Here is a 22223-nt window from a genome sequence, read left to right on the forward strand (position 1 = left end):
TTTCTTGCAATCACTAACACGAAAACCTTATTTATTTTTAACAATCTTCAGTCGTGCCATGATAGGGAAATGGTCAGAATTTTTAAACTGACTAAAAGTAGTAAACTGTTTTACTTCAAAGATTTCATCTACGAGTATATAATCGATTCGCGCCGGATAGTAAGGGTAATTATACGTTTTTCCAAAACCTTTGCCTGCCTCTACAAAAGCATCGTTGAGATCGCCTCTTACATTGCGGTAAACATACGAAAAAGCAGAATTATTCATATCACCGCAAATAATTTTTCTACCTTTAAAATCTCTCATATGAGATTCTATGAGCTCAGACTGTACCTGCTGTTCTTTGAAAGCCTTGCTGATGCGGTTAAAAATCAGTTTAGATCTGTTTTCATCAATTTTCTCATTAATATCAGGACTTATATTGATCGACTGTAAATGGATGCTGTAAACGCGTATGGTATCTTTACCCTTCACAATATCTGCATATACCACATTATTATCCGATTGGGGCAGCATGATCTCTCCCTGATCAATGATTCTGAATTTGGAAAAAATAGCATTTCCTGTCTTTATTTTATTGCCTTGCATCACTATATGACGAAACTTATAATCATCAAACTCAAAATCAGCTGATTTGGAATACTCCTGAAAACAAATAATATCCGGTTGTTTTTCTTCCACAAACCGTTTAATGTTTTCAGAAACATTTTCATCTTTTATCCAATCAAATAAATTAAAGAGACGCACATTGTAGCTCAAAACCGTAAAATCTTCTTCTTCAACGGGTTTATGCGTTGCGGATATTTTATAAAACTGCGTAAAAAAAGTATATCCGAGTACAAACATCAGAGCTGATAATAGAAACTGCCGTTTGAACTGAATAATCCAATAAACACAGAAAATAAGATTAATAATTAAAAACAAGGGAAGAAACAACGTCAAAACAGACAAAAACGGAAACAACTTAGGAGCCAGATACGGCAATACATATCCCATCAGTGTAAGAACTGCCAATGTGATGTTTACCACGTACATGAATTTGTTGAATCCTGAAAGTTTCTTCATATTATTCTTTCTGTTGAAATAAAAAGGTCTTTTCTTCTTTTGAAAGACTTTCATAGCCAGACTTTTTTATCTTGTCTAATATTTCATCTATTCTTTTTTGAACCTGATCTTTATTGTTACTAACGCTACTATTGGTTGCAGTAGTATTTTTATAAACATTTTTGAAATGCTTTTTTTGATTTTTCTGTCTTTTAAACAATTTTTGGAAAAAGATGATAAAAGAAGAAAGATCAATCCCCTTTTTCAGGAGAAGTATATACAATGCACCGAAAAGAGCCCCTCCAAGATGGGTAATATGTCCGCCAGCATTGCCAAAAGGAATCTGCACCACGTCAAGAAAAATAAAGACAACGGCTATATGCCATATTTTTACATTTCCGATGAGCATAAGCCTTACATTCATATACGGAGCATATGCAGTAACCGCAAAGAGAAGAGCCATGATGGCGCCTGAAGCTCCTACCACATTTCCTCCTAAAGGAAAAAATGCAGCTATAGCAACGTAAAACAAGCCTGAAAAAACGGCTCCTACAATATATACGCCCAACAATTGTATCTGGGTGAAAAAAGTGGTAAACAGCTGCCCCAGATAAAACAGCATGATCATATTGAATATTAAATGGATCAGTCCGGCATGAATAAAACTATAGGTAAAAAAAGACCAAATTTTGGTAACGGCTACTGAAAATTGAGAATTCAGGCTGAAAATATTGATAAAATCAAAATATACATCTTTAAAAAAAGCACTTAAAATAAAAGTAACCACAGCAATTGCTATGTTCCAATAAATTAATTTATTGATGGTATTACCCGACTCATAGGCCGTTTTTAATTGCTTTAAATAGTGATTCATTAATCCCAACGATTTTTATTAAACTGATTTTTTGTCCAGATGCGCATAAGTATAAATCCCATAATCGCTCCACCGATATGAGCAAAATGGGCAATCCCTGTTCCGCCCCCAAAGATAGCAGAACCCTTAAATCCTAAAATTAAATCCAGTGCTAATATTCCGGGTACAAAATATTTAGCCTTAATAGGTACGGGTATGAACATTAATGCCAGAGAAGCATTCGGATACATACAGGCAAAAGCAACCAATAGTCCGTATATTGCGCCTGACGCCCCAACAGCCGGTATGCTAAAACCAGATACCATTGCTTCGATATGTGTTGTAGACAGGTAATTTGTCCAGCGGGTATCATACATTTGTTGTTCTAAAACAGGATATATGTCACTTTCTTTAAACCCATTGCTCACCAGCGTTGCAACTCCGTCATGTATCATAAAGTAGTTGACACCGGTATGCAATAATGCTGCACCTAAACCGCAGGCAAGATAAAACAGTAGAAACTTTTTTCCTCCCCAGGAATATTCCAGAGTAGATCCGAAAGAATATAAAGCAAACATATTAAAGAAAATATGAGCTACGCCGCCATGCATAAACATATGCGTCAGAGGCTGCCATGGATAAAACATGGAATTTTCAAAATAATATAGCGCAAAATACTGGTTGATTACCGGTACAAAATAACTTCCTACAAAGAAGATAATATTTACGATCAAAAGTTGTTTAACAACTTCAGTAATTTTCATCATAATATAAATTTTTTATCAATATCTTCTACTTTCATCGTAATAAAAGTAGGTTTTAAAAAAGGAGATACATTGGGTTCTGTACATGCAAATAAAGAATTTACAATATGCTCCTGTTCTTTTTCATTTAAAAAAGTCCCTGTCTTTACCGCCAGACTCTGTGCAAATGACTTGGCTATGCGATCTTTCAATACATCTTTATCTGTCGGGAATGCACTCTGCATATCACTGAGTAAATCTTCTAATATGATCGAAACTTCACTTTCAGTAATAGCTACGGGAATCCCTGAGATGACAACCTTTTCGGTATCAAAAGCATCAAATACAAAACCTATCTGCTGTAAATAATCCTGCATCTGCTGCAATAGTTCCATCTCATAGGTTGCATAATATAAAGATAAGGGAAATAACAACTGCTGGCTCGAATTTTTATTCGAATGCAAATCATTCAGATATTGTTCATACAAAACTCTCTGATGGGCTCTTCTCTGATCAATAATCACCATTCCTGACTTAATCGGACTCACAATATATTTTTTGTGAATCTGATAGGTTTTATTCTGAGCATTAGACTCTGTTTCATCTGCATCAAAAAGAGATCCTGTAACCACCTCCTGCTCAAAAATATGCTGTGAAGCCAATATGGTTTCTTTTTCCTGTGGAATTCCCTCATACAGTGTTTCCCATTGCGATAGTACTTCTTTTCGAAAAGGAGCAGGAGACAATCCGCTGCCTCCTGTATTCATCTTTGAAGAGAAACTTGCAGATGAAGAGGCCGGACGTTCTTTTATAGCATCAAACGGATTGAAGCCCGTATTTATCTCAATCGTCGGATCAACTGATTTTGTACCTTCGAGATGGTACGGTGTATCTAAAGACTGATCTCTCTGAAAGTCGAGAACGGGAGCCACATTAAACTGCCCCAGACTGTGTTTTACCGTTGCACGTAAAATGGCATACAATGCCTGCTCATCATCAAACTTTATTTCTGTTTTGGTAGGATGTATATTGATATCAATACTGTTTTCAGGAACCTGCAGGTATAAAAAATAACTCGGATGGGTTCCTTCTTTCAGCAATCCCTCAAAAGCAGCAGAAATAGCATGATGCAAATAACCGCTTTTGATAAACCGGTCGTTGACAAAGAAAAACTGCTCTCCCCTGCTCTTTTTAGCAAATTCAGGTTTTGCCACAAAGCCAACTACTTCTACAATTTCAGTAGTTTCCTGCACAGGCACAAGCTTTTCATTTGTCTTGCTACCAAAAACTCCGACAATACGCTGTCTCAGATTGGTTGCCGGCAGATTAAACATTTCACTACCATTGTTAATCAGCGTAAAGTGAATATCAGGATGTGCCAGTGCTACACGTTCAAATTCATCCACTACATGGCGCATTTCAACCGTATCAGACTTTAAGAAATTACGGCGTGCAGGGATATTAAAAAAAAGATTCTTTACAGAAAAAGAAGTTCCCTGTGGCACCACAGCTACTTCCTGAGATACTACTTTGCTGCCTTCAATAATCAGATGAGTACCCAATTCAGCATCTGCTTGTTTTGTTTTAAGTTCTACGTGAGCAATTGCCGCAATAGACGCTAAAGCCTCACCTCTGAAGCCTTTAGTCTTCAATCTGAATAAATCTTCTGCCAAAGCAATTTTTGAAGTAGCATGACGCTCAAAGCAAAGCCTTGCATCCGTTTCATTCATTCCTTTCCCATTATCCATTACCTGGATAAGCGTTTTGCCGGCATCTTTTACCAGCAATTGAATGGAAGTTGCTCCGGCATCAACTGCATTTTCGACCAGCTCTTTAACTACCGAAGCAGGTCTTTGAACTACTTCGCCTGCAGCTATCTGATTGGCCACATGATCGGGAAGCAAACGAATAATACTTGACATGCATGTTTTTTTTGAAAAATTTAAACACAAAAATAAGATTTTTAAATGAGGTTTTAAGACTCCGGATGCTTTAAAAAAGTCATAAAAAAAATCTGTAATTCACATTACAGATTTTTTGATATCGTTGGTAAACCATTATCTTTTGTTTAATTCAATCATTTTTAAAGCAGCAACAGCAGCTTCTGTTCCTTTGTTTCCGTGAACACCTCCGCTTCTGTCAATAGATTGCTGTTCATTGTTATCTGTCAACAGACAAAAAATGGTAGGAATGTTATAGGCCACATTCAAATCTTTGATACCCTGAGTAACCCCTTCGCATACAAATTCAAAGTGCATTGTTTCTCCCTTAATAACACAACCAATAGCGATGACCACATCTACATTCTGGGTTTCTATCATTTTTTTTGAACCGAAAATAAGCTCAAAACTACCCGGGACATTCCATCTTATGATATTTTCGGGAAGAGCTCCTACATCGATTAAAACATCATAAGCTCCCTGATACAGTCCATTAGTAATTTTGTCATTCCATTCAGAAACAACAATCCCAAACCGAAGATCTTTCGCGTTTGGGAGGGTTGATTTATCGTATTCTGATAAGTTTTTATTTGCAGTAGCCATAAATACGTTATTCTGCTAAACCAATATAAAAATCAATATTAGATCCTTCTACCGTAGTTTTATAATTTGTTTTGATATCATTGAATAATTTCAATGCTTCATCTTTTTTCCCTAAGTCTAAAGCTACCAATCCAGCTTTAAATGCATAACGCGGTGTAGAGAAATCATTTTGTTTATGAGTAGCCGCTTTTTTATAATAATCCAAAGCGTCTTCTTTTTGGTTTAATTCTGAAAAAGCATCACCGATTGCTCCGTACGCCATAGATTGTAAAATCAGATCTTTAGAAGAAAATTTCTCCAGATACTGAATCGCTTCTTTATATTTACCCATATTCAGGTAAGAAATCCCCGCATAATAATTTGCCAGAGAAGCAGATTGTGTTCCTGAATACGCCTCAGCTATTCCTAAAAATCCTAATTTACCTTCTCCTCCATTCAATGCTAAATTGAACAAAGAATCATTTGAAGTTCCATTGATTGCCTGATTGAAATATTCCTGTGCCTGGAACATCTCATTTGCAGCTTTATCTTCTTTTGGCTCTAAAATAAAATGCTGGTATCCCAAATATCCTACAGCAGCTACAGCCAAGACACCAATAACAGCAAATATACCTTTTTGATTTCTTGTAAACCAACCACCAATTTTAGCCGCTTTAGAATCCAACGTATTAAAAACCTCAGCGGTTTCACTTTCCTGTCCGTTTACAAATTCTGTTTCTGCGCCGTTTTCATCAACTGGTTTCGGAGCTTTATAACCTCTTTTATTATAAGTTGCCATAATATTTTTAAATTTTATTGGGCAAAAATAGGATTTTTATTCATATATGAAAGCCCTTTTTGTCGATATTTTTTCGGAAATTTGTACAGCTTTAAAAATCGGGCATTATTTTTAATCGAAAATCGTATTCGTGTATTTATCAAAACTTTCCATTGTTAACTTCAAAAACATTACCGACAAGCAATTTGCTTTCGATAAAAAGATAAATTGTTTCGTAGGAAAAAATGGCATTGGAAAGACCAATATTCTGGATGCCATTTACTATCTGGCGTATGGCAAAAGTTATTTCAACCCGATAGCCTCTCAGAATATTCAGCACAACGAAGATTTTTTTGTGATTGATGGGTTATTTGATAAAAAGGAACGTAAGGAACAAATTGTCTGCAGCCTTAAAAAGGGACAAAAGAAAGTAGTTAAACGCAATGGAAAGATTTATGACAAATTATCGGAGCATATCGGACTCATCCCTTTAGTAATCATTTCCCCTTCAGATCAGGATTTGATCTCCGAAGGGAGTGATACCCGCAGAAAATTTATTGATACAGTTATTTCACAGTTAGATGCTGTTTATCTGCAAGAGTTAATCCACTATCAAAAGGTATTGTCACAACGCAATGCGCTACTTAAATATTTTGCCCTGAACCGGGTTTTTGATCCGGAAACGCTGAGTATATATAATGAACAACTCTCCTCATTAGGAACTTCTATATACCAAAAGCGAAAAGACTTTATGGAAATTTTTGTTCCCATATTCAAAAAATACCATGAAAAGATTACCGGAAATGCGGAAGAAGTACAACTGGTCTATACCAGTCAGCTCTCTGAACAGCCTCTAGCAATACTTTTTGAAGAGTTCTTAAGCAAAGACCGTGTTTTACAATATACATCTGTTGGCATTCACAAAGATGATCTCTCTTTTGAGATAGCCCACCATCCTATAAAAAAATATGGCTCACAAGGTCAGCAGAAATCTTTTTTGATCGCTTTAAAACTGGCGCAATTTGATTTTATAAAAAAGCAGAGTGGTGTATTGCCTATTTTATTATTTGATGATATTTTTGACAAATTAGATGCACAGCGGGTACAGCAAATTGTTGACATGGTGAATGATGAAACCTTTGGTCAGCTTTTTATAACTGATACGCATGAAGACCGTACGGAACTGATTGTAAAATCAACCCATCTTGATTATGAAATATTTCCGTTATAACTCTTAACTCATTTTGTTCGCAATACCTATAAAATATGACGCTAATTCCCAACTATTCTTTAAAAAACTATAATACATTTGGTATTGACACCAAAGCAAAATGGTTTGCTTCTGTAACAGATACCACTGTTCTAAAAAATCTGATTGAGACGTACAAAGACAAAGAAAACTTATTCTTCTTAGGAGGAGGAAGTAATTTGCTTTTCACAAAAGATTTTTTTGATGCACTGGTCATAAAAGTAGATTTAAAGGGAATTGAAATTAAAGATGAAACTGAAGACCATGTTATCATTGAGGTACAATCAGGAGAAATATTGCATGAACTGGTACTGTGGTCTATTGCGCACGGATATGGAGGACTCGAAAATTTATCTTTGATATATGGAAATGTCGGTACTGCTCCAATGCAAAATGTAGGAGCCTATGGAGTGGAAATTAAAGATATTTTTATTTCATGTACCACATTGAATATTGAAACCTTAGAAACGGAACAATTTTCTAATGCCGAATGTAAATTCGGATATCGGGAAAGTATTTTTAAAAACGAAGCCAAAAACAAACATGTCATCTTATCAGTGCGTTTCAGGCTTACCAAGAAAAATCACATTCTAAAAACCGCTTATGGTGATATACAGAATGAACTGACCAAGCGAAATATTACCGTACCGACTATAAAAGACATCAGTGATGCGGTTATTGCCATCCGTTCATCCAAACTACCTAATCCTGCTGAAATTGGAAACAGTGGAAGTTTTTTCAAAAATCCGATCATTTCAAAAACCGCTTTTGATGAATTCATTCTACGTTTTCCGGAAGCTCCTTATTATAGTGTCAGTGAAAATGAAGTAAAGATACCTGCAGGCTGGTTGATTGAAAAGGCAGGCTATAAAGGATTTCGAAGAGGCGATGCCGGAGTACATCAAAGACAGGCATTGGTATTGGTAAATTATGGAAATGCAACAGGAAATGAATTAATTACACTGGCTTATGAAATTCAGTCAAAAGTAAAAGAAGTTTTTGGCATCGAAATAAGCCCTGAAGTCAATATAATTTAACGTTTATAGTTGTACATCTGTTAAGTTAACGGTATTTTTGCCTACCAAATTGAAACATATAAAACATGCTGCTAACATTACTCTATATCTTTATTGGTATCGTTATTGTTCAATTATTTTATTACTTAGGTATTTTCAGAGAATTTGTATTTTCCCAACCTGCTGAAAACAACCCGAAACGCATACCGGTATCCGTTATTCTTTATGCAAAAAATAATGCTGAAGAGGTACGAAAAATAATGCCATTACTACTGAACCAAAATTACCATGAATTTGAACTGGTACTGGTCAACAATGCTTCATTTGACGAAACCCTTGACATCTTTAAAGAATATGCTTCTATGTATCCGAACATCCGCATTGTTGACGTAGAAAATAATCAGGCATTTTGGGGAAGTAAAAAATATGCTCTTACACTGGGCATAAAAGCTTCAAAACACGAATATTTATTATTTATCGATGCTGAAAACAGACCTTCATCAGAAACATGGCTTATGCAGATGAGTTCTCATTTTACGCTTAATAAAACCATTGTATTAGGAACAAGCATGTATGAGAAAAAGAAAGGCTTTTTCAATAAGATCATTCGTTATGATATGATCTGGAATCAACTACACAGTTTTGCATGGACGCGAACAGGAAATCCTTTTACGGTCAATCTTAAAAACATCGCCTATAAGAAAGAGGAATTTTATAAGGTGAAAGGTTTTATTGATCATATGCAGAACCCTAAATATGAAAATGATCTTTTTGTCAATCAGGCTGCAACAGGTAAAAACACCACCTTATGCGAACAATCTTCTGCGACGTTAATTGTACCTGTGCTAAAAAATTACCGCCAGTTTGTATCGTTAAAAAAAGAACATTCTCAGCTACTGAATACCTTTAAGTTTGCTACAAGATTCAAGATCAAACTTTTTAATATATCACAACTGTGCTTTTATCTTATGGCAATTGTGCTTTTAATCCTTCAGATAGAGTGGGAAATTGTAGTGGCACTTCTTATTTTCCGCTTTCTGTTTGTATGGCTGATTGCATCAAAAGCAGTCAAAAAATTTCAACAGCCTGATTTAGCTTTAACATTTCCTTTAATAGAAATTGCACAATTAATCACATTAATAAATGTATCTTTAAAGTCTGTTTTTAATTCAAAATAAATCTGTGGAAATAACTCCGGCTAACATACAAAGCGTTATTCAGAAAGCAAAAACCGGTGATCAGGCAGCTTTTACCGCTTTACTCAATCACTTCTGGAATGAAGTATATGGCTTTATGTTTAAACAAACTGCAAATGAAACCGATGCTGAAGACATAACCATCGAAACATTTTCAAAAGCATTTGACAAAATTAATACATACAACGAACAATTCAAGTTTAACACCTGGCTCATCTCCATTGCCAAAAATGTACATATAGACATGATCCGCAAGAGAAAATCCACCCATTTTGTTGAAATTGATGAAAACAATAAAAATTTCTTTTTTGACATCATTGATGATTCTCCTTCTATAGAAGACCAGCTGATACAGGAACAGAAACTGCTTACGTTAAAACAATATATAAAACAGCTAAAGCCTCATTATCAGGAGATCATACAGCTGCGTTTCTTTCAGGAGCTTTCTTATAACGAAATCTCAGAAAAGTTAGAAGAACCCATAGGAAATGTTAAGGTAAAATTGCTTAGAGCAAAAAAACTACTGACAGAATTGATACAAAAAAAATAATATTCATCAACATATAGTATTTTAATGTTGGGTAAAAACGTATAAAAACAAAAGACCTTCTTTTTGGAAAGGTCTTTTGTAATATTAAAAAACATAAGATATGAACTCAATTATTCCTGTACAATAGGAGCTCTCAAAGATTCTAAAACGCTAACAACTTCCCCAATAATCTTAGGATCAGTAACACCATTCAGTCCTGCTGCTGCACCTACATATCCAATAAATTTATCATAATCAGCATTGTTTGCTTTTTTCCCCATTCTTGGATTAGTTGCGGGATTATGAGCCTCAACCATGTTGAGTCCTGAATATGTATTTGTTGCTCCACCTCCAGTATTTGCTGAAAAGAAGTCGGTCAAATTTTTACTCAGAACAGCTACTTTGGTTGTATTTCCGGAACCTACCTCAGCAACTATCGGAGCAAAGTGCATTCCAAGATTTCCGGATGCACCTGTACCTATATCACTCACAATAAGCATAATAGTACTATCGACTACTGAGCGATAACTTAAACGTCCTTTTTCAATCATCTGTCCGGGATTATTAGGATCAGGGACTTTTTCAAATCCACCCAATTTTTGATAAAGCGACTTCTCCTGTGGCGTCACATTATCATCATCCCCACAGGAGATCATACCACCTGCTGTGGCTAATAAAACAACTAAAACTGCAATTTTTGTAAATTTTGTCTTCATACTATTTATATTTAAAAATTAATTAAAGAGACGTTGTACCCCTCTCGAAAACTTATAACTAAAACTATCTGAATTTCCAACAGGACATACCTGCTTGCTTGCCGCTTCTGCTGAAACTACATATTGAGCAACAGAATAATTCCTTTTGGCAACCATCTGTTCCCAAACCTCTTTTGCACTAATGATGGTGTTATCATGATAATAGACAAGCACTCCGGTTTCCATATTGAGATGTTCTTTCTTTACTCCGGGTATTGACTTTAAATCCGATAAAATTTGTTTTCTTTCCAAACTGTCCAATGGCTTATTAAAATCCATACGACTGATTTGAAGCGTATTATTATCTAATTCAACAGATTTTGCGGTAGCAATATGCACAACGAGAATAACAAATAATATCAATATAATCCCCCCTACACTTCCACCAACAATTTTAAGAGTCTTTTTTAAATTCATAGCTTTTGTATTTTTATAGATTACCTTTTATAGTATGTACGATAGAATCATAAATTTGGATTTAGTATTACCTAATTTTTAACAAAAAAAATATAATGTTCTGATTTTAAATAAAAAAAGCGGTTCTTAATTTAAGAACCGCTTTTGGATAATAGAATAAGGAACAAATATTTTATGACAACTCCGAAATAAGCTGCGCCGTTGTCAACTGTTTTTGATCTCCGGTTACCAGATTTTTCAAAATGAATATATTATTATTTTTCTCTGTTTCTCCTGCAATTACCACATACTGTATGCCTTTTTTATCAGCGTACTTATATTGCTTGTCCATTTTAGCTTTGTCAGGATATAACTCAGATTTGATTCCGGCTTCTCTGAGTTTCTTCAAAGCAGGCAGTACATATAAGATTTCATCATCGCCATAATTCAGAAATAATACTTTTGAGGTCGAAGATACCGTTTCAGGAAATGCATTCAACTCTTCCAAAACAAGATATATACGATCTAATCCAAAAGAAATCCCAACACCTCCTACATTTTTAAGCCCGAAAATCCCGGTAAGATCGTCATACCTTCCACCACCGCCAATAGAACCTAATTTTACAGTTTCAGGAGCCGCCACTTCAAAAATCGCTCCTGTGTAATAATTTAATCCTCTTGCGAGTGTGACATCCAGATTGAGCACAGCCGACTGCAGACCGATTTTATCAATAGCATCGCAGATAAATCGTAATTCTTCTACACCTTTACGACCTTCTTCTGAACTTTCTAAAAGAGCAGAAAGCTGAGTAATTTTCTCTGAAAAAGTTCCTGAAAATGCAAACAGTGGTTGCACTTTCTCTAATGCCTGTTCAGAAATTCCTTTAGCCAGCATTTCTTTTTTAACACCGTCTTCTCCTATTTTATCTAACTTATCCAAAGCTACTGTAAAATCAATCAATTTATCTTTTGCACCAATAACTTCAGCAATACCTGATAAAATTTTTCGGTTGTTTACTTTTATCGTTACACCTTCTACTTTCAAATCTGTAAATACTGCATCGTATAGTTGTATAAGTTCTACTTCCTGCCAAAGAGATTTTGAGCCTACAACATCAGCATCACACTGATAAAACTCTCTGAATCTTCCTTTTTGAGGATTATCTGCCCGCCACACTGGTTGTATCTGATAGCGTCTGAATGGAAAATCAATCTCATTCTGATGTTGTACAACATAACGGGCAAAAGGAACTGTTAAATCATACCGAAGTGCTTTCTCTGACAATGAATTAGAAAAAAGTGCCAGATTATTCTCTTCCAGTGCCTGTATATTGGCTTTCTTTACTTTATCTCCTGAATTCAATATTTTAAAAATCAACCGGTCACCTTCTTCCCCGTATTTACCCATCAAAGTATCTAAATTTTCAAAAGAAGGTGTTTCGATAGGCTGAAAACCAAAATGCTCAAAATGTTTTTTAATCGTAGCAATTATATACTGACGTTTTGTTACTTCATTTGGAGAAAAATCTCTTGTACCTTTTGGAATACTTGGTTTTTGTGCCATTTTTAAACTATTTTATTTTTATTTATAACCTTATAAAAAGATCGGTCAACAAATATCCTACTTTATTTTTTCGGAATAAAATAATTTTGATTTTATTGTAACATTTTTAGTACTGTAACTACCAATAGATATATGTTGAAACTGCTTTTTGAAAATACAAAAATTGCATTAGGCGCTATCCGAAGCCAATTATTGCGTACCATACTTACGGTATTTATCATAGCGTCTGGTATATGGGCGTTGGTAGGTATTTTATCTGCTGTTAGCGCACTGGAAAATACTTTGTTTAGCAATTTCGCCTCAATGGGCGCCAACACCTTTAACATCAGCCGATATGATTATTCATCACAGATCAGTTCAGGAAATAATGATGTAAAAATAAATCCGGTTATTAATTATAATCAGGCAAAAGCTTTTAAAGAAAGCCTTGATAAATCATATATTACAACGTCAATTTCTTTCACAGCATCAAGTACTACAGAGGTAAAATACGAATCTAAAAAGACAGATCCGGAAGTATCGATTATCGGAGCGGACGAATATTATTTTACGAATAGCGGACTTGAATTTGAAAACGGAAGACCGTTTAATGAATTCGATGTAAAAAACAACAATGCTGTCTGTATTTTAGGAGCTGATTTTGCAAAAGGCCTTTTTAAGGACACTAATCCTATTGATAAAATAGTATCCATTCGCGGAACGAAATTCAAAGTCATCGGAATTTTAAAAGAAAAAGGATCCATCTTTGGCAATAAGCAGGATTTAAGAGCTTTTATCCCTCTGAATATTGCCCGTGGTATTTTTACTTTAGCCAATATTGATTATGAGATACAGACACTGGTCACTCAGAATGAGTTGCTCAATACCACAATTGACGAAGCTACTCTCAAAATGCGTCAGATAAGAGGCCTAAATCCGTCTCAGGAAAGCAACTTCGGAATCCGCAGAAGTGATGATTTAATAGAATCTCTTAAGAATCAGACGGTAATGCTTACCGCTATTGCCTGGATGATAGGGGTTATTACCATTTTCGGCTCTTCCATTGCTCTTATGAATATTATGTTGGTTTCTGTAACGGAACGAACTAAAGAGATCGGAATCCGCAAATCACTCGGCGCTAAGAAAAACACCATTTTATTTCAGTTTTTTACAGAAACTATTGTCATCAGTCAATTAGGTGGATTGGTAGGAATGATTCTGGGATTGCTTACCGGTTATATTTTTACAAAAATCATTGGTTTTGCATTTGTAATTCCGTGGATGGCAATAATAGCTGCTATCATCACTTCTTTTGTAGTTGCCATTATTTCCGGCCTATACCCGGCAATAAAAGCTTCAAAACTGGATCCGGTAGAGGCTTTGCGTTATGAATAAATACGACAACTCACAGATAAAAAAATGAGACATACACACCTTACAGGTAATGATGTCTCATGATTTTTAAAAAGAATTTTTATTTTTTCTCAAGCAACATTTTATAAGCTCGGGCTTCAGTTGTCGGGTCAGCCGCTAATGACTTTTCGTAGAAAACAACTGCCTGTTTAGTATCGTTCAAAAATTCATGCAGAATTCCCAAACTCAGATAGTAATTAGACTGATCTGTTTTGCCCATAGAAACAATAGAAGATTCCATAGATTTTAAATTCTCGATAGCAGTAGCAATAGCATTCTCTCCACCTTGTGCCAATATCTGCTTTTTCATATTGTCTTTAATCGTGTTCAGAGATTTTACATAAATATCACAGTTATTAACCAAATCTTCTGCTGCATTTACAACAATTTCTCTGCCGAACAACTTTCCTTTATCGAATTCTGAAAGGGAAGCATCATATCCTTTCGTAGCGATAAGCGCTCTGAAAGCAGCCTCATCTTTTTCTCTTTTCTTAAAAAAGTCTTCTACACATTTAATAGTTTCCTCTCCTATCAATTGTTCAGGAGTTTTATCAGATTGTTTGCTCAGACAATCGCAATATTCAGTAGCGAAGTCTTTTTCTAATTGTTTCTGAGTAAGCTCTTTTTTGCATGAAACCAGCAAAAATAAAGCAGAAACAGCCCATACTATTTTCATAATTTATTTTTTAATGAATCACAAAAGTACTTTTTATAAAGCATATACCCTACAAACCTGTTATACATTTTAGTAAATCTACCCTATGGTTTTAAGATAAAATCGTCTTTTGTTACTTTTTCTCAGCATGAACCATACGATCATTTCCTCTCATATCTTTTCTGAGTTCAGTAGTTTTCAAGCGTGTATTTTCAAACAGCGCTAATGTTTCATTAGCCAGATACTGATTGATTTCAAAAAACAAGTGTCCGCCAGGAGCCAGAAACGCATCTGCCAGTTCCGTAATCTTACGATAAAACAGTAACGGATTACTATCATCTACAAACAAAGCGAGATGAGGCTCATATCCCAGGACATTTTTCTGAATTTCAATTTTTTCAAGATGGCGTACATACGGTGGATTCGAAACAATAAGATCATATTCTTCGATAGAAACAGTTTTGAGAACATCCTGATGTAAAAAACGCACCGATACGCCATTATGATCTGCATTTCTTTTCGCAACTTCCAATGCTTTTTCAGATACATCCATAGATGTAACAACAGCATTGGAAATATTTTTTGCAAGTGTAACCGGTATGCATCCACTCCCGGTACCGATATCCAGAATACGCCATTGCTTTAAAGGTTGCTGTTTTACCGTATGTATAATCCATTCCACCAGTTCTTCCGTTTCGGGTCTCGGTATGAGGGTATGTTCATTTACTGAGAATTCCAATCCATAGAAATAAGCTTTACTAAATACATACTGTATCGGCTTTTCTGTAAGCAATTGTTCCAGTACCCCCTGCCATTGCGCAAGCTGTTCAGCACTCAGCACAACCTCTTGCAGTACCAGATCTACCCTGCGCATATGCATCAACTCATCCAGTGCTATATAAAAAAAGCTGTTGGCCTCTTCTTCTTCTACAACGGTAAGTAAAGCATTTATAAATTGTGTTTTATAGTCTTTTAAATTCATCTATTCGTTTTAAACTTTTAAATTTGCAAAAAACTGCTCATGACCACACACGAAAAATACATGGATCGCTGTTTACAACTTGCCCGGATTGGTTTGGCAGCTGCAATGCCTAACCCTTCGGTAGGTGCTGTTATTGTGTACAAAGATACGATTATTGGTGAAGGATTCACATCTGCTTATGGGGGAGCTCATGCAGAAGTCAACGCCATTAACAGTGTAGAAGATCAGGAGTTGTTACAGCAATCTACTCTGTATGTTTCATTGGAACCCTGTAGTCATCATGGCAAGACACCTCCCTGTAGCGATTTGATTATCACAAAAAAAATACCACGGGTAGTAATAGGATGTATCGATACTTTTGCTGAAGTTTCCGGTAAGGGAATCAAAAAACTTCAGGATCACGGTATAGAAGTGACATTAGGCGTTCTGGAAGAACAATGCCGGGAATCTCATAAAAGGTTTTTTGCTTACCACGAAAAAAAGCGTCCGTATGTAATTTTAAAATGGGCAGCTTCAGCTGATGGTTTTATCGCACCCTTACATAAAGAAGAACTCAAACCCGTTTGGATTTCTAATATATATTCCCGACAACTCACTCATAAATGGCGAAGTGAAGAGCAAGCTATTCTGGTGGGAACACAAACCATCATTGATGATAATCCGTCTCTGACCGTCAGAAGCTGGAAAGGGAGAAACCCCATAAGAATGTATATAGACCGGGATTTAAAAATCTCCTCAGCGTATGCTATCACTGATGATTTCGCTTCAACCATTTGTATTACCGCGCAATCTGAAACACCTATAGACACCGTTTCCTATGAAAAAATAGATTTTGAAACAGCTGTCATACCGCAGATTATGGACATTTGTTACAAGCGTCAGATTCAATCCATTATCATTGAAGGCGGACTCCAAACATTACAGGCTTTTATTCAAGCTAATATATGGGATGAAGCACGTATTTTTGAAAGCAATATCGTACTTAATAATGGTATAAAAGCTCCTTTGATAAGAACTTATAAAAGCCGGACTGTTGAATCTGTTGCAGAAGACCGTCTGCTCCTTCTAAAAAACAACTGATTTGGAAAAAGATACTTATAAAACACTGGTAACCGCCTCAGAAGAAATCCTTTTTAAAGAAAAAAACAGTAAGTTTTATGGTTATGCGTATCCGGTAACAACGGAAGATGAAGTAAAAGAACTGTTGGAAAAATTAAAAAAAGAGCATTACACAGCACGCCACTGGTGTTATGCTTTTCAATTAGGAACTCAACAGATATATTTCCGTGCCAATGACGATGGCGAACCTAATAATAGTGCGGGAATGCCTATATACGGACAGATTCAGTCTTTTGATGTCACCAACGTTCTTGTAGTGGTTGTGCGCTACTTTGGCGGAATAAAATTAGGTGTTGGCGGTCTGGTACAGGCTTATAAAACAGCAGCACAAATGGCTCTGGAAGTGGCAGAAATTGAGGAACGAACCATAGATGTACACTTTATCGTTTCATTTGATTATAAAAATATGAATAAGGTAATGCGCATTATAAAGGAAAAAAACATACAGCTCATACGCCAAAAAATGGAGCTGAGCTGTGAGTTTGAATTAGCTGTCCGTCTACAGGAAGCAGCAGCTGTACATGATGCTTTTGATCAGGTATATGAAGTGGAAATCCGTTATAAAGACGAAAAATGATCAGTTTTCATATTCCATCGATTTTCTAAAATTTCTGGCATGCTCCTGTAAAAACTGGATATAGGTAATCGACTTTTGTACCATATGAATATCAAATCCCTCCTGTTCAACTATTGTATAGATGAATAAATTAAAATCTTCAGGTTTGATTTTGAGCTCTTCCTGTAAATATTCTTCAGGAAAAATCTGTTTAAATTTCTTTACATTAGTTTCGTTAGTCTCTAATTTCAACCAGTTTTTCAGCATTTTGTGACGTCCGGAAAGGCGGTTTAGCAATCCATCCAGCTTTACACCTGTAACTCCTTCTCCGGGAGAAAACTGATTGCTTGCATATAATGATTTCTCAGCTGGTGTCATATCCATTTTACCAAACCCTAAAGAAGCATTCAAAGTATCTGTTTTATCAATATAAAGTTCTTTAAGCACCGTCATATTACTTGATAAAAAAATATCGAGTCGGTTGCGTTTTAATATCGGATCAGAAATAGTGATCTTCTGCTCGATAAACTCTATATGAGAAAAAGACAGTACATCATTTAATTTTGCTTTTATCTGATAACTTCCTTTTCTTCCCGTATACACTTCTTCACCTGAAGTAACATTGACCACGCGCACCGGATCAGTTATTTCATGCTGTGTACTCACTGTCCCCTTTAACAACTTCCGATCCTGACCAAAACAAACCGAAGTAACGAATAGTAAAAATAAAATTGCTCTCATACGTTTTCTTGTAAAAATACATTTTCTTACGCGAATCAAAACACGTATTAACATTTAGTTAAACATAGGGTCCAATTCAGATGTTTTTCAGCTTATCCAGAATATAATCCGGTGGTGCTACCGGACGGCCTGTTTTCATATCAACAAAGACCAACATGGAGTATCCGGTTGTTAACAACTCCCCTTTTTCATTATGTATTTCATAGTCAAATTCTATCTTCACAGAAGACTGTTTTTTAAAGATGGTTGTGATGGTAAGCAGGTCATCATACCGGGCAGGTTTTTTATAATCCATACTCAAAGAAACTACAGGCAGCATGATACCATTTTCTTCCATCCACTTATAGGAAACACCTTGATTTCTAAGCCATTCCACTCTTCCTATTTCAAAATACTGTGCATAATTTCCGTGATACACTACTCCCATCTGATCGGTTTCTGCATAACGAACACGCAGACTGACATCGAATTTTTTCATTATTTTTTATCTTATTTTTAGGTTGATATTGAATTAAATATTACTTACAATTTTTTTTTTAAAAATCAAACAGCAAATAGTTTTTTTTAAACAAATTTTGTTCACATATTTGTCATACTAAAAGAAGAGAATTATCTATTTTTCTTTCATGACCAAATTAACAAAATAATATTCACAAAAAATGCTTGATTATACGAATAAAACTGCAGAATCTGTATGGACTCGTTGTCTTCAATTCATAAAAGACAATATAGATGAGCAAGCTTTCAAAACATGGTTTGAACCGATTGTTGCAATTGAACTGACTACAGAAAATGCATTGTATATTCAGGTACCCAGTAAGTTTTTTTATGAATGGCTGGAAGAACATTATGTAAAGATATTAAAATCAGCTTTGATAAAGGAACTGGGACATAATGCCCGGCTTCTTTATAAGATTCGTATGGAAAATACGCAGGGCAACAAGCAGCCTTTTACGGAACAACTACCAAGCAGTCAGCGTGAACCTGTAAAGACTCAGGAGCTCGACGTACCCATACAAACAAAAAATCCGGAAATCAAAAATCCTTTTGTGATTCCGGGTATCCGCAACGTAAAAATAGAATCACAACTCAATTCCAACTACAGCTTTGATAATTTTCTGGAGGGGGAATCGAATCGCTTAGGTCGTAGTGCAGGTATGGCAGTTGCCAACAAACCCGGAGGAACTGCTTTTAATCCTTTAATGATCTACGGAGGTGTGGGTCTGGGGAAAACTCACTTAGCGCATGCAATCGGAGTAGAGATCAAAGACAAACACCCTGATAAAACAGTTTTGTATATTTCAGCGGAAGTATTTACACAACAATATGTAGACTCGGTAAGAAAACAAACCAGAAATGATTTTATCTATTTCTATCAGCTTATAGATATTCTTATTGTAGATGATATCCAGTTTTTATCCGGCAAATCGGGTACACAGGATGTTTTCTTTCATATTTTCAATTATTTGCATCAGAACGGGAAGCAGGTTATCCTGACTTCTGATAAAGCCCCTGTAGATATGCAGGATATAGAGCAACGTCTCTTGTCGCGTTTTAAATGGGGATTATCAGCAGAAATCCAGCATCCTGATTTTGAAACCCGTGTAAATATTTTGAAAAATATTTTATACCGTGATGGGGTAGAAATGCCTCAGGAAGTCATTGAGTATGTAGCAAAAAGTATTAAGAGTAACATCCGGGAACTGGAGGGCGCAATCATTTCCCTTATTGCACAATCTTCTTTTAACAAAAGAGAAATTACTTTAGAACTTGCAAAAAGCGTTGTTGACAAATTTGTTAAAAATGTGAAACGCGAAATTTCTATTGATTATATACAAAAAGTAGTTTCTGATTACTTTAAGTTAGATTTAGATACTCTGCGTTCAAAATCACGCAAAAGAAATATTGTACAGGCGAGACAATTGGCTATGTTTTTTGCTAAAAAATATACCAAAGCCTCTCTTGCGAATATCGGTTCACAAATAGGTGATCGTGACCATGCTACTGTTTTACATGCTTGCAAAACTGTAGATAATCTGTTAGAAACAGACAAACAATTCAAAGCTTTCTTTGAAGATATCAACAACAAACTTTCTATATAAATGAAAATAGTAATGGTCTGTTTAGGCAATATCTGCCGTTCGCCTCTGGCTGAAGGCATTTTGCGATCTAAAACAGATGCTTCGGTTACCATTGATTCTGCCGGAACCGGTGCCTGGCATGCCGGGCAGCAACCGGATAAACGTTCTATAGAAATTGCCCGAAGAAAAGGCATTGATATTTCTACACAACGTGCCCGTCAGTTTACTGTTCAGGATTATTCCGATTTTGATCTTATTTATGTAATGGATCGATCAAATTATGCAAACGTTTTGGAATTGGCGCCTGATGAAAAAGCCCGTCAAAAAGTAAAACTAATCTTAGAAGAGGTTCAAAACTCACCTGTTTCAGAAGTTCCGGATCCTTATTATGGAGAAAATGACGGCTTCAGTCATGTATTTGAGCTTTTAGACAATGCCTGTACAGTGATTGCCGAACGTATAAAACAAAACGCTTATTAACGCATAAGCGTTTTTTATTTTGAGAGAAATGACAAAAGGAAATTTATATCTTATACCCGTTACATTAGGAGATTCTAATCCTGCAGATGTATTACCGCAGACCGTTTACAGAAGTATTGAACTACTCTCTGTGTTTGTTGTAGAAAACAGCAAAGATGCCCGCAAATTCATCAAAGCGGTAAACCCTGAAAAAAAGCAGTCAGAACTGGTATTATTTGAGCTCAACAAACATACTGACACAAAAGAAATTAGCAGTTTTATACAGCCTATGCTCGAAGGGAAAGATATGGGTTTAATGAGTGATGCCGGGTGTCCGGGCGTAGCCGATCCTGGTGCTGTTGTAGTAAAAATGGCACATGAAAAAGGAATTAAAGTAATTCCGTTAGTTGGCCCGTCTTCTATTCTTATGTCTATGATGGCATCCGGAATGAACGGTCAGTCTTTTACATTCAACGGATATCTGCCTATTGATAAGTCAGAAAAAAAGAATGCCTTAAAAAATCTGGAAAAATGGTCTTTTGAAAGAAATCAGTCTCAGCTGTTTATTGAAACTCCTTATAGAAATAATCAGATTGTAGAGGATATGTTGCAGATTCTGAACCCTCAGACACGTTTGTGCATTGCCTGTGATATCAGTTTACCTACTGAATTCATACAAACCAAACCTATTGCTCTGTGGAAAAAATCAAAACCAGACCTGCATAAACGTCCGTGTATTTTTATCATACACAAAGACTGAAAGACCTATTGATTAGGAGTGCTCTTAGTTCCGTATAAGAATCCCATTCCCATACGTGTAAGCATCTTCTTGATGAAATTCCAGAAAAACTGATGCTGACCAAAAATAGTACCTATCAGAATAAGCAGTACTTTATAAACCGGAAGTATGAGTACAATTTTAAGGATATAGTAAAAAAATAAAGGCAATACATCTTTGGTTATTCCCAAAAATTCCATAATTGGTTTTGTGATGTATGCTGATGTAGAACCGGTTATTGCAAAAACAACCAGAATAATTGTAAACTGTACATTGGATTTTACCCCCCAACGTTCTTTTAAACTTGCCATACCTTAAATTTTACCGGTACAAATATACTTATTAATTCAACTTTATTCCATTGGTCTGCTGATAATATAACAAATAATTATACAGCATATAATTCACTTCATATCCGTAATCAATTCCGTTTCTGTAGTCAATAGTATAATCATACCCTCTGTTTCCTGCTGTCGCACGGGCATTCCATGTGGCTACCCACTGCCTGTTATGATTCTCTAAAAAAGTCTGATCATAGTATTTTCTCGGGCGGGCATTTTTCGCAAGCCAGTTTTCAAATCCCGTATCAAAAATGATTACCTCATAGGCGACTTCAGGATTCGAAATGGTTATTTTCCCCTTTTCAATGGTAGAAGTTCCTTTATCCGTTTTAGGATTCTGCCCATATATCATGCTGTTTATCAACAGCAGCATCATAATTACAAAACAATTTCTCATAATCAAAAATTTGATAGTTTAAAGGTATCAAATATTAATCCATTTGACTTTTTTAAACTAAATTTGTAAAAAAAATT

General features: G+C 35.6%; 25 protein-coding genes. 10 read left to right on the plus strand and 15 right to left on the minus strand.

Annotation, left to right across the window (positions count from 1 at the left end; translation table 11 throughout):
* Positions 1-27 precede the first annotated feature (27 nt).
* From QW060_RS11145 to QW060_RS11170, 6 genes are all read right to left on the minus strand, one after another.
* Positions 28-1065, minus strand: coding sequence for an endonuclease/exonuclease/phosphatase family protein (locus tag QW060_RS11145; protein ID WP_290364746.1), 1038 nt, complete (start codon positions 1063-1065; stop codon positions 28-30).
* Between the two features lies 1 nt (position 1066).
* Positions 1067-1918: a rhomboid family protein gene (locus QW060_RS11150; protein WP_290363644.1), complete on the minus strand. Its 852-nt coding sequence runs from the start codon at positions 1916-1918 to the stop codon at positions 1067-1069.
* A complete protein-coding gene (locus QW060_RS11155; RefSeq protein WP_290364747.1) occupies positions 1918-2661 on the minus strand; it encodes a rhomboid family intramembrane serine protease in 744 nt (247 codons plus the stop codon). The genes QW060_RS11150 and QW060_RS11155 overlap by 1 nt, the downstream gene beginning before the upstream one ends.
* Positions 2661-4562, minus strand: coding sequence for a DNA mismatch repair endonuclease MutL (gene mutL, locus QW060_RS11160; RefSeq protein WP_290363645.1), 1902 nt, complete (start codon positions 4560-4562; stop codon positions 2661-2663). Before mutL ends, QW060_RS11155 begins: the two co-directional genes overlap by 1 nt.
* A gap of 135 nt (positions 4563-4697) precedes the next feature.
* Positions 4698-5183: a 6,7-dimethyl-8-ribityllumazine synthase gene (gene ribH / locus QW060_RS11165; protein WP_290363646.1), complete on the minus strand. Its 486-nt coding sequence runs from the start codon at positions 5181-5183 to the stop codon at positions 4698-4700.
* Positions 5184-5190: 7 nt separating this feature from the next.
* A complete protein-coding gene (locus QW060_RS11170; RefSeq protein ID WP_290363647.1) occupies positions 5191-5961 on the minus strand; it encodes a tetratricopeptide repeat protein in 771 nt (256 codons plus the stop codon).
* Positions 5962-6091: 130 nt separating this feature from the next.
* Between QW060_RS11170 and recF the strand changes: the two genes are divergently transcribed.
* From recF to QW060_RS11190, 4 genes are all read left to right on the plus strand, one after another.
* Positions 6092-7171, plus strand: coding sequence for a DNA replication/repair protein RecF (recF, locus tag QW060_RS11175; RefSeq protein ID WP_290363648.1), 1080 nt, complete (start codon positions 6092-6094; stop codon positions 7169-7171).
* Between the two features lie 35 nt (positions 7172-7206).
* On the plus strand, positions 7207-8226 hold the full coding sequence (gene murB, locus QW060_RS11180) for a UDP-N-acetylmuramate dehydrogenase (protein WP_290363649.1): 1020 nt from the start codon (positions 7207-7209) through the stop codon (positions 8224-8226).
* A gap of 65 nt (positions 8227-8291) precedes the next feature.
* Entirely contained in the window at positions 8292-9383 is a 1092-nt protein-coding gene (locus tag QW060_RS11185) for a glycosyltransferase (RefSeq protein WP_290363650.1), read from the plus strand.
* 4 nt (positions 9384-9387) lie between these two features.
* Positions 9388-9951 (plus strand): RNA polymerase sigma factor, encoded by a 564-nt coding sequence (locus tag QW060_RS11190; RefSeq protein ID WP_290363651.1) that lies wholly within the window; start codon positions 9388-9390, stop codon positions 9949-9951.
* A 110-nt stretch (positions 9952-10061) separates the two neighbouring features.
* On the opposite strand, the gene QW060_RS11195 is transcribed toward QW060_RS11190, so the two are convergent.
* From QW060_RS11195 to hisS, 3 genes are all read right to left on the minus strand, one after another.
* A complete protein-coding gene (locus QW060_RS11195; RefSeq protein ID WP_290363652.1) occupies positions 10062-10646 on the minus strand; it encodes a globin family protein in 585 nt (194 codons plus the stop codon).
* 18 nt (positions 10647-10664) lie between these two features.
* Entirely contained in the window at positions 10665-11102 is a 438-nt protein-coding gene (locus QW060_RS11200; protein WP_290363653.1) for a hypothetical protein, read from the minus strand.
* Positions 11103-11274: 172 nt separating this feature from the next.
* Complete coding sequence (gene hisS, locus QW060_RS11205) at positions 11275-12645, minus strand: histidine--tRNA ligase (protein ID WP_290363654.1); 1371 nt, start codon at positions 12643-12645, stop codon at positions 11275-11277.
* A gap of 132 nt (positions 12646-12777) precedes the next feature.
* Here hisS and QW060_RS11210 point away from each other — a divergent pair, with 132 nt between their 5' ends.
* Positions 12778-14019, plus strand: a complete 1242-nt coding sequence (locus QW060_RS11210; RefSeq protein WP_290363655.1) for an ABC transporter permease — start codon at positions 12778-12780, stop codon at positions 14017-14019.
* Positions 14020-14098: 79 nt separating this feature from the next.
* Here the strand turns inward: QW060_RS11210 and QW060_RS11215 are convergent, their stop codons facing one another.
* Together QW060_RS11215 and prmC are read right to left on the minus strand one after the other, a co-directional pair.
* A complete protein-coding gene (locus QW060_RS11215) occupies positions 14099-14713 on the minus strand; it encodes a hypothetical protein (protein ID WP_290363656.1) in 615 nt (204 codons plus the stop codon).
* Between the two features lie 112 nt (positions 14714-14825).
* A complete protein-coding gene (gene prmC, locus QW060_RS11220; RefSeq protein WP_290363657.1) occupies positions 14826-15674 on the minus strand; it encodes a peptide chain release factor N(5)-glutamine methyltransferase in 849 nt (282 codons plus the stop codon).
* 39 nt (positions 15675-15713) lie between these two features.
* Here prmC and ribD point away from each other — a divergent pair, with 39 nt between their 5' ends.
* Together ribD and QW060_RS11230 are read left to right on the plus strand one after the other, a co-directional pair.
* Entirely contained in the window at positions 15714-16754 is a 1041-nt protein-coding gene (gene ribD, locus QW060_RS11225; protein WP_290363658.1) for a bifunctional diaminohydroxyphosphoribosylaminopyrimidine deaminase/5-amino-6-(5-phosphoribosylamino)uracil reductase RibD, read from the plus strand.
* A 1-nt stretch (position 16755) separates the two neighbouring features.
* Positions 16756-17370, plus strand: coding sequence for an IMPACT family protein (locus QW060_RS11230; protein ID WP_290363659.1), 615 nt, complete (start codon positions 16756-16758; stop codon positions 17368-17370).
* Here QW060_RS11230 and QW060_RS11235 read toward each other — a convergent pair whose 3' ends face one another.
* Both QW060_RS11235 and QW060_RS11240 read right to left on the minus strand, forming a co-directional pair.
* On the minus strand, positions 17371-18090 hold the full coding sequence (locus QW060_RS11235) for a hypothetical protein (RefSeq protein ID WP_290363660.1): 720 nt from the start codon (positions 18088-18090) through the stop codon (positions 17371-17373).
* A 76-nt stretch (positions 18091-18166) separates the two neighbouring features.
* Positions 18167-18568 carry an acyl-CoA thioesterase gene (locus QW060_RS11240; protein ID WP_290363661.1) on the minus strand — a complete coding sequence of 134 codons (402 nt, stop codon included), beginning with the start codon at positions 18566-18568 and terminating at the stop codon, positions 18167-18169.
* A 181-nt stretch (positions 18569-18749) separates the two neighbouring features.
* On the opposite strand from QW060_RS11240, the gene dnaA reads away from it, so the two are divergent.
* Genes dnaA through QW060_RS11255 form a run of 3 tightly spaced genes read left to right on the plus strand, consistent with a single transcriptional unit; the run spans position 18750 to position 21390 of the window.
* Entirely contained in the window at positions 18750-20192 is a 1443-nt protein-coding gene (dnaA, locus tag QW060_RS11245; RefSeq protein ID WP_290363662.1) for a chromosomal replication initiator protein DnaA, read from the plus strand.
* A 12-nt stretch (positions 20193-20204) separates the two neighbouring features.
* Entirely contained in the window at positions 20205-20651 is a 447-nt protein-coding gene (locus tag QW060_RS11250) for a low molecular weight protein-tyrosine-phosphatase (RefSeq protein ID WP_397386079.1), read from the plus strand.
* Between the two features lie 28 nt (positions 20652-20679).
* Entirely contained in the window at positions 20680-21390 is a 711-nt protein-coding gene (locus QW060_RS11255; protein ID WP_290364748.1) for an SAM-dependent methyltransferase, read from the plus strand.
* Between the two features lie 5 nt (positions 21391-21395).
* On the opposite strand, the gene QW060_RS11260 is transcribed toward QW060_RS11255, so the two are convergent.
* Together QW060_RS11260 and QW060_RS11265 are read right to left on the minus strand one after the other, a co-directional pair.
* Positions 21396-21719, minus strand: coding sequence for a DUF6787 family protein (locus tag QW060_RS11260; RefSeq protein ID WP_290363664.1), 324 nt, complete (start codon positions 21717-21719; stop codon positions 21396-21398).
* Positions 21720-21750: 31 nt separating this feature from the next.
* Positions 21751-22146: a DUF6146 family protein gene (locus tag QW060_RS11265; protein ID WP_290363665.1), complete on the minus strand. Its 396-nt coding sequence runs from the start codon at positions 22144-22146 to the stop codon at positions 21751-21753.
* Positions 22147-22223: the final 77 nt, after the last annotated feature.

Source organism: Paenimyroides ceti, from assembly GCF_030409925.1.

Coding starts and splice junctions, on each gene's coding strand:
- ribD (WP_290363658.1), top strand. CDS start 15,714: ATGACCACACACGAAAAATACATGGATCGCTGTTTACAACTTGCCCGG.
- QW060_RS11185 (WP_290363650.1), top strand. CDS start 8,292: ATGCTGCTAACATTACTCTATATCTTTATTGGTATCGTTATTGTTCAA.
- QW060_RS11210 (WP_290363655.1), top strand. CDS start 12,778: ATGTTGAAACTGCTTTTTGAAAATACAAAAATTGCATTAGGCGCTATC.
- QW060_RS11145 (WP_290364746.1), bottom strand. CDS start 1,065: ATGAAGAAACTTTCAGGATTCAACAAATTCATGTACGTGGTAAACATC.
- QW060_RS11240 (WP_290363661.1), bottom strand. CDS start 18,568: ATGAAAAAATTCGATGTCAGTCTGCGTGTTCGTTATGCAGAAACCGAT.
- QW060_RS11235 (WP_290363660.1), bottom strand. CDS start 18,090: ATGAGAGCAATTTTATTTTTACTATTCGTTACTTCGGTTTGTTTTGGT.
- ribH (WP_290363646.1), bottom strand. CDS start 5,183: ATGGCTACTGCAAATAAAAACTTATCAGAATACGATAAATCAACCCTC.
- mutL (WP_290363645.1), bottom strand. CDS start 4,562: ATGTCAAGTATTATTCGTTTGCTTCCCGATCATGTGGCCAATCAGATA.
- QW060_RS11265 (WP_290363665.1), bottom strand. CDS start 22,146: ATGAGAAATTGTTTTGTAATTATGATGCTGCTGTTGATAAACAGCATG.
- QW060_RS11215 (WP_290363656.1), bottom strand. CDS start 14,713: ATGAAAATAGTATGGGCTGTTTCTGCTTTATTTTTGCTGGTTTCATGC.
- murB (WP_290363649.1), top strand. CDS start 7,207: ATGACGCTAATTCCCAACTATTCTTTAAAAAACTATAATACATTTGGT.
- QW060_RS11170 (WP_290363647.1), bottom strand. CDS start 5,961: ATGGCAACTTATAATAAAAGAGGTTATAAAGCTCCGAAACCAGTTGAT.
- prmC (WP_290363657.1), bottom strand. CDS start 15,674: ATGAATTTAAAAGACTATAAAACACAATTTATAAATGCTTTACTTACC.
- QW060_RS11255 (WP_290364748.1), top strand. CDS start 20,680: ATGACAAAAGGAAATTTATATCTTATACCCGTTACATTAGGAGATTCT.
- dnaA (WP_290363662.1), top strand. CDS start 18,750: ATGCTTGATTATACGAATAAAACTGCAGAATCTGTATGGACTCGTTGT.
- QW060_RS11195 (WP_290363652.1), bottom strand. CDS start 10,646: ATGAAGACAAAATTTACAAAAATTGCAGTTTTAGTTGTTTTATTAGCC.
- QW060_RS11150 (WP_290363644.1), bottom strand. CDS start 1,918: ATGAATCACTATTTAAAGCAATTAAAAACGGCCTATGAGTCGGGTAAT.
- QW060_RS11250 (WP_397386079.1), top strand. CDS start 20,205: ATGGTCTGTTTAGGCAATATCTGCCGTTCGCCTCTGGCTGAAGGCATT.
- QW060_RS11200 (WP_290363653.1), bottom strand. CDS start 11,102: ATGAATTTAAAAAAGACTCTTAAAATTGTTGGTGGAAGTGTAGGGGGG.
- hisS (WP_290363654.1), bottom strand. CDS start 12,645: ATGGCACAAAAACCAAGTATTCCAAAAGGTACAAGAGATTTTTCTCCA.
- QW060_RS11155 (WP_290364747.1), bottom strand. CDS start 2,661: ATGAAAATTACTGAAGTTGTTAAACAACTTTTGATCGTAAATATTATC.
- QW060_RS11260 (WP_290363664.1), bottom strand. CDS start 21,719: ATGGCAAGTTTAAAAGAACGTTGGGGGGTAAAATCCAATGTACAGTTT.